Source organism: Pseudonocardia pini (assembly GCF_013870575.1).
Classification (GTDB): Bacteria; Actinomycetota; Actinomycetes; order Mycobacteriales; family Pseudonocardiaceae; genus Pseudonocardia; species Pseudonocardia pini.
In genome coordinates this window covers 1-5,066 of record NZ_JACBXB010000392.1, presented here as the reverse complement: position 1 = coordinate 5,066, position 5,066 = coordinate 1, and the positions used below count along the sequence as shown (strand labels likewise).

4 protein-coding genes are annotated in these 5,066 nt (G+C 72.3%); 2 read left to right on the top strand and 2 right to left on the bottom strand.

Annotated elements, in window-relative coordinates; genetic code table 11:
• Nucleotides 1-250: 250 nt before the first annotated feature.
• A complete protein-coding gene (locus H5J29_RS20375) occupies nucleotides 251-1,822 on the bottom strand; it encodes an MDR family MFS transporter (protein WP_181782649.1) in 1,572 nt (523 codons plus the stop codon).
• Between the two features lie 123 nt (nucleotides 1,823-1,945).
• On the opposite strand from H5J29_RS20375, the gene H5J29_RS20370 reads away from it, so the two are divergent.
• Nucleotides 1,946-2,506, top strand: coding sequence for a TetR/AcrR family transcriptional regulator (locus tag H5J29_RS20370; RefSeq protein ID WP_181782648.1), 561 nt, complete (start codon nucleotides 1,946-1,948; stop codon nucleotides 2,504-2,506).
• Here the strand turns inward: H5J29_RS20370 and H5J29_RS20365 are convergent.
• On the bottom strand, nucleotides 2,503-4,206 hold the full coding sequence (locus H5J29_RS20365) for an N-acyl-D-amino-acid deacylase family protein (protein WP_181782647.1): 1,704 nt from the start codon (nucleotides 4,204-4,206) through the stop codon (nucleotides 2,503-2,505). The genes H5J29_RS20370 and H5J29_RS20365 overlap by 4 nt on opposite strands.
• A gap of 155 nt (nucleotides 4,207-4,361) precedes the next feature.
• On the opposite strand from H5J29_RS20365, the gene H5J29_RS20360 reads away from it, so the two are divergent.
• Nucleotides 4,362-5,066: DNA-3-methyladenine glycosylase 2 (locus tag H5J29_RS20360; RefSeq protein WP_181782646.1), on the top strand; the 705-nt coding region annotated here is incomplete at its 3' end.

The following is a 5,066-nucleotide window of genomic DNA, read 5'->3' as shown; positions in this document are numbered from 1 at the left end:
CCAGCGGACCGGCGGACCGGCCCGCGCGGTGCCGCCCTCTCACGGAGCGTGACCTCGCCTGCTCACGCAGAGCCATCGACTCTTCCCCCGACCGGTCGTACCGACTGAACCGGACAGAGCCTGACGGACACTCCCTGCAGTCGTCATCACACGGACGGGCACCATCGGCCCCACGCCGCCCGTCCGGGTGACACGACGCGGCCCGCGCACCGGAGAGGTGCGCGGGCCGCGTGACGGAGGACGGGGCGACTCAGACGGCGACCGGCTCGACGACCTCCTTGACGCCGTCGGCCGCGCTGCGCAGCGCCACCTGCCGGATCACGAAGGCCGCGACGATGGCCGCCAGGGCCACCACGGCCGCCCACAGGAAGGCGCTCTGCACGCCGCCGGTCACGGCCGTCTGGAAGGCCTCCCGGATCGGGGCGGGCAGCTGGGCGAGCATCGCCGGCGTGAGCTGGCCCCCCGCGACCTGACCGCCCGCCGCCGCACCGAGCTGGTCGGTCAGCGAGGACTGCAGGTGCGTGGCGTAGAGCGTGCCGAGCAGCGAGACGCCCAGCGAGCCGCCGATCGTCCGGAACAGGGTCGCCGCGCCGCTGGCCGCACCCATGTCCCTCCGCTCGACCGAGTTCTGCACGACCAGCATCGTGGTCTGCATCAGGAAGCCCATCCCGACGCCCAGCACAATCATGAACAGCGAGCTGGTCAGCTGCGTGGTGGCCAGGCCCATGGTGGAGAGCAGGAACAGCCCGCCCGCCATCACGAACGACCCGATGATCAGCAGTGACCGGTAGTGCCCGGTCCGGGTGACGAGCTGGCCGCCGAGCAGCGACGTGACCAGCATGCCGCCCATCAGCGGCAGCAGCAGCAGGCCCGAGTCGGTGGCCGAGGCACCCTGCACGATCTGCTGGTACTGCGGCAGGAAGGTCACGGCGCCGAACATCGCGAAGCCGGTGAGGAAGGTCAGCACCACGGCGGCGGTGAAGTTCCGCGAGCGGAACAGGTCCAGCGGCAGGATCGGCTCGTCCACCCGGCGCTCCGCCCAGATGAACACGACGGTCGCGACGACGGCGAGCACGCCCAGCCCCACGATCTGCCAGGAGCCCCACGCGTACTCGGTGCCGCCCCAGCTGGTCAGCAGGGTCAGCGACGAGATCGCGACGGCCAGCAGACCCGCTCCGCGCCAGTCGATCCGCGCCTCGCGCTTGGTCACCGGCAGCTTCATGGTGAACCAGATGACGACGAGCGCCAGGATGCCCAGCGGGATGTTGATGTAGAAGGCCCAGCGCCAGCTGAGGTTGTCGGTGAGGAAGCCGCCCAGCAGCGGGCCGCCGACGAACGCGATCGGCATGACCGCGGCCATGAGGCCCTGGTAGCGGCCACGGTCCCGCGGCGGGACCAGGTCACCGATGATCGCCATCGCGCCGACCATCAGGCCGCCCGCGCCGACGCCCTGGATGGCCCGGAAACCGATCAGCTCGCCCATGTTCTGCGCGAGCCCGGACATCGCCGAGCCGATCAGGAACACCACGATCGAGGCCATGAACACGCCCTTGCGGCCCCACAGGTCGCCGAGCTTGGCCCAGATCGGGGTGGCGACGGCGGTGGCCAGCGCGTACGCCGTGACCACCCAGGAGAGGTGGGCCAGCCCGCCCAGCTCGCCCACGATCGTCGGCATCGCCGTACCGACGATCATGTTGTCCAGCATGGCGAGCAGCATGGCGATCATCAGCCCGCTCATCACCGTGTAGATCTCCCGCGGGGTCCGCGGGGTGTCGTAGGTCGGCTCCGCCTTGCGGTGCCGTCCCCCCACCACCTCGGTCATGTGACCTGTCCTCCGTCTCCGCCCGCACCTAGCCGGGCGGCTGGTAAGTTACTTGCCGACAGGCTAGCACTCCATGCTAGCCGGTCGGCAAGTAAGATGGCTCACCATGAGAGGCTGACGGTCATGTCGGTGGCGGACGAGCGGCGTACGGACACGCGATCCCAGATCAGGGAGGTCGCGCTCGAGCTGTTCGCGGAGCAGGGCTACGACAAGACGTCACTGCGCGAGATCGCCGAGCGGCTGGGGATCACTAAGGCCGCGGTCTACTACCACTTCAAGACCAAGGAGGAGATCCTCTCCAGCCTGTTCGACGAGGTCATCGGGGGTCTCGACGGCATCGTCGACTGGGTCCGCACCCAGCCCCAGGGCCCCGCGACGCACGCCGAGGTGCTGCGCCGCTACCAGCGCCTGTTCACCGGCGAGTCCGCCGGACAGCTGATCCGGTTCCTCCAGGAGGGCCAGGCCTCCTTCAAGGACCTCGCCGTGGGCACCACCATGAAGGAGCGCTTCGGCTCCCTCGCCGCCGCCCTCACCCCGCCTGGCGGCACCCCCGAGGAGCAGCTCCGGTTCCGGTTGTCGCTCATCGCGATCCACCTCGGCGCCTTCCACACCGAGGGGATCGACGGCACGGCCGCCGAGCGCAGCGCCGCCGCACTCGCGATCGCCCAGGACCTGGTCCGCTAGCGCGCTCCGCGCAGCAGCCGACCGGGCAGCGCCTCGGTCTCGACGCCGTCGGCATAGGTCTCCTGACCGGCGACCACGGTGTGGACGTACCCCTCGGCCCGCTGCAGCAGGCGTCGTCCCCCGGCGGGCAGGTCCGCCCGCATCTCCGGGCGGCGCAGGCGCAGGGCGGCCATGTCGATCACGGTGAGGTCGGCGCGCAGGCCGGGCTCCAGTACCCCGCGGTCGGTCAGCCCCACGGCCCGCGCGGTGTCGCGGGACTGCTGCCGCACGATGTACTCCAGCGGGATCCGCTCCCCCGCCCGGTCCCGCGTCCAGTGCGCGAGCAGGGTGGTGGGGAAGCTGCCGTCGCAGATGGTGCCGACGTGCGCGCCGCCGTCGGACAGCCCCGGGATCGTGTCCGGGTGGACGAGCATCTCGCGCACCGCGTCCAGGTCCCCGTCGGCGTAGTTGGCGCTGACGACGTAGAGCATCCCGCCGCCCGCGACGATGTCGTAGGCGAGCTCCACCGGATCGCGACCCTGCGCCGCCGCCCGCGCGGCGACACTCGTCGAGACCGGCGGTTCGTAGTTCGGCGGGTCCTCCAGCTCGTACATCAGCTCGTACTTGTGGATCAGGTTGCCGCCCAGCCGGCTCCGGTTCTTCTCCCGGGTCTGGGCCTCGAGGATCTCCGCCCGCAGGCCCGGTTCCCGCATGCGGGCCGCCTGCTCGCCGGGGGTCAGGTCGGCGATCCGCCGCCAGACGGGGTTGGTCATGAACGGGTTGAGCGTGTTCTCCAGGCCCAGGATGAGCCCGACGGGACGCGCCGCGACCTGGGCACGGATCTCCAGACCGTCGGCCACGGCCTGCTCGAGCAGCCGCAAGACGGTCCGGTGCCGCTCGGGATCGAGCGGGAACTGGTTGAGCGAGAAGGACAACGGCCGCCCCGCGGCCTCCGCCAGCTCGCGGATCAGGGCGAACTCGCGCTCCGGTTCCGGGAAGTCGCTGACCAGCTGCAGCACCCCGGTCCCGGTCTCCCCGACCGCGTGGCCGATGGCGACCAGCTCGGCCGCACCGAGGCCGTAGGACGGGATGAGCTCGCCGTCGATGCTCTTGTGGTTCAACGTCCGGGAGGTCGAGAAGCCCAGCGCGCCCGCCCGCACGGCCTCGGCGGCGAGCTTGGCCATCAGGGCGACCTCGTCCGGCGTCGCCTCCTCGTGCGCGGCGGCCCGCTCCCCCATGGCGTGCACGCGCAGCGCGGCGTGCGGGACCTGCACGGCGAGGTCGACGTCGTAGTGCCGCGCCTCCAGCACGTCGAGGTACTCGGGGAAGCTCAGCCAGGTCCACGGCAGGCCCTCGTGCAGGGCGATGCCGGGGATGTCCTCGACCCCCTCCATCAGGTCGATCAGCCGGTCCCGGTGCTCGGGGAGCGCCGGGGCGAACCCGACCCCGCAGTTGCCCGCGACCACCGTGGTGACCCCGTGCCAGGACGACGGCTGCAACCGGGACTCCCAGGTCGCCTGCCCGTCGTAGTGGGTGTGGACGTCGACGAACCCGGGGGCGACGACGGCCCCGTCGGCGCTGATCTCGCGTCGACCGGTCCCGGCGACCCGGCCGACCTCCGCGATCCGGTCCCCGCTGACGGCGACGTCCGCGGTGCGCGGCGGACCGCCGTTCCCGTCGACCACCGTGCCACCTCGGACCACCAGGTCGTACTCGGCCATGCCCACCCCTTCGCCGCGGTCGGTCCCTCCCTCTCTAGCCGACGCGGCCGCCCGGCGATAGTCATGCAGCTGCATCAGCACCGACCGGAGCAACGGCTGTGGACGACTCGTCCCGGTCGCGGAGAACTGTCGGGGTGCGCGGGCACGCTGTGCGCATGACCTCCTTCACCGTTCAGCCCCGTGGTGTGTTCTCCCTGGCCGAGGCGGGTGCCTTCGGGCACGGCGCCGAGCCCGCCGGCGACTGGCCCGGGGGCGGCACCCTCACCGAGGGCGTGCTGCGGCTCGCCTTCTGTCGGGACGATCTGCGCGGCCAGGTCGGCGTGGCGCTGCGGCAGGACGAGGCGGGGGTGCACGGCGTCGTCAGCGGGCTGGACCCGGGTGAGCCCGTCGATCCGGTCCGGGAGCAGGTGGCCCGCATGCTCTCGCTGGACGGGGAGGGCGAGGCCTTCGCCGAGGTGGGCGAGCGGGATCCGCTGGTCGGCCGGATCCAGGCGGCGGCGCCCGGGCTGCGGCCCCTCCTGTTCGCGTCGCCGTACGAGGCGGCGCTGTGGTGCGTGATCACCCAGCGCTGGGGGCGCGGGCAGGCGCTGCGGGCGCGGGAGCGGTTGTCGCGGGGGTTCGGGCGGGTCGTGGAGGTGGCGGGGGTCGAGATCGCCGCCGTCCCCACGCCCGAGCAGATCCTCGCGGCGCCGGAGTTGCCCGGCCTGCCCGAGCTGAAGCAGGAGCGGTTGCGGGCCGTGGCGCGCGCGGCGACCGAGGGGCTCTTCGAGGCCGCGGTGATCCGGGAGGGCGAGCCGTCCGAGGTGCGGGAGCGGCTGCGCACGGTCAGTGGCATCGGCGAGTTCGCGGCCGGGTTGATC

Bases quoted from the DNA above. Each gene is read 5' to 3' on its own strand.
- H5J29_RS20370 (WP_181782648.1), top strand. From the start codon at position 1,946: ATGTCGGTGGCGGACGAGCGGCGTACGGACACGCGATCCCAGATCAGG.
- H5J29_RS20375 (WP_181782649.1), bottom strand. From the start codon at position 1,822: ATGACCGAGGTGGTGGGGGGACGGCACCGCAAGGCGGAGCCGACCTAC.
- H5J29_RS20365 (WP_181782647.1), bottom strand. From the start codon at position 4,206: ATGGCCGAGTACGACCTGGTGGTCCGAGGTGGCACGGTGGTCGACGGG.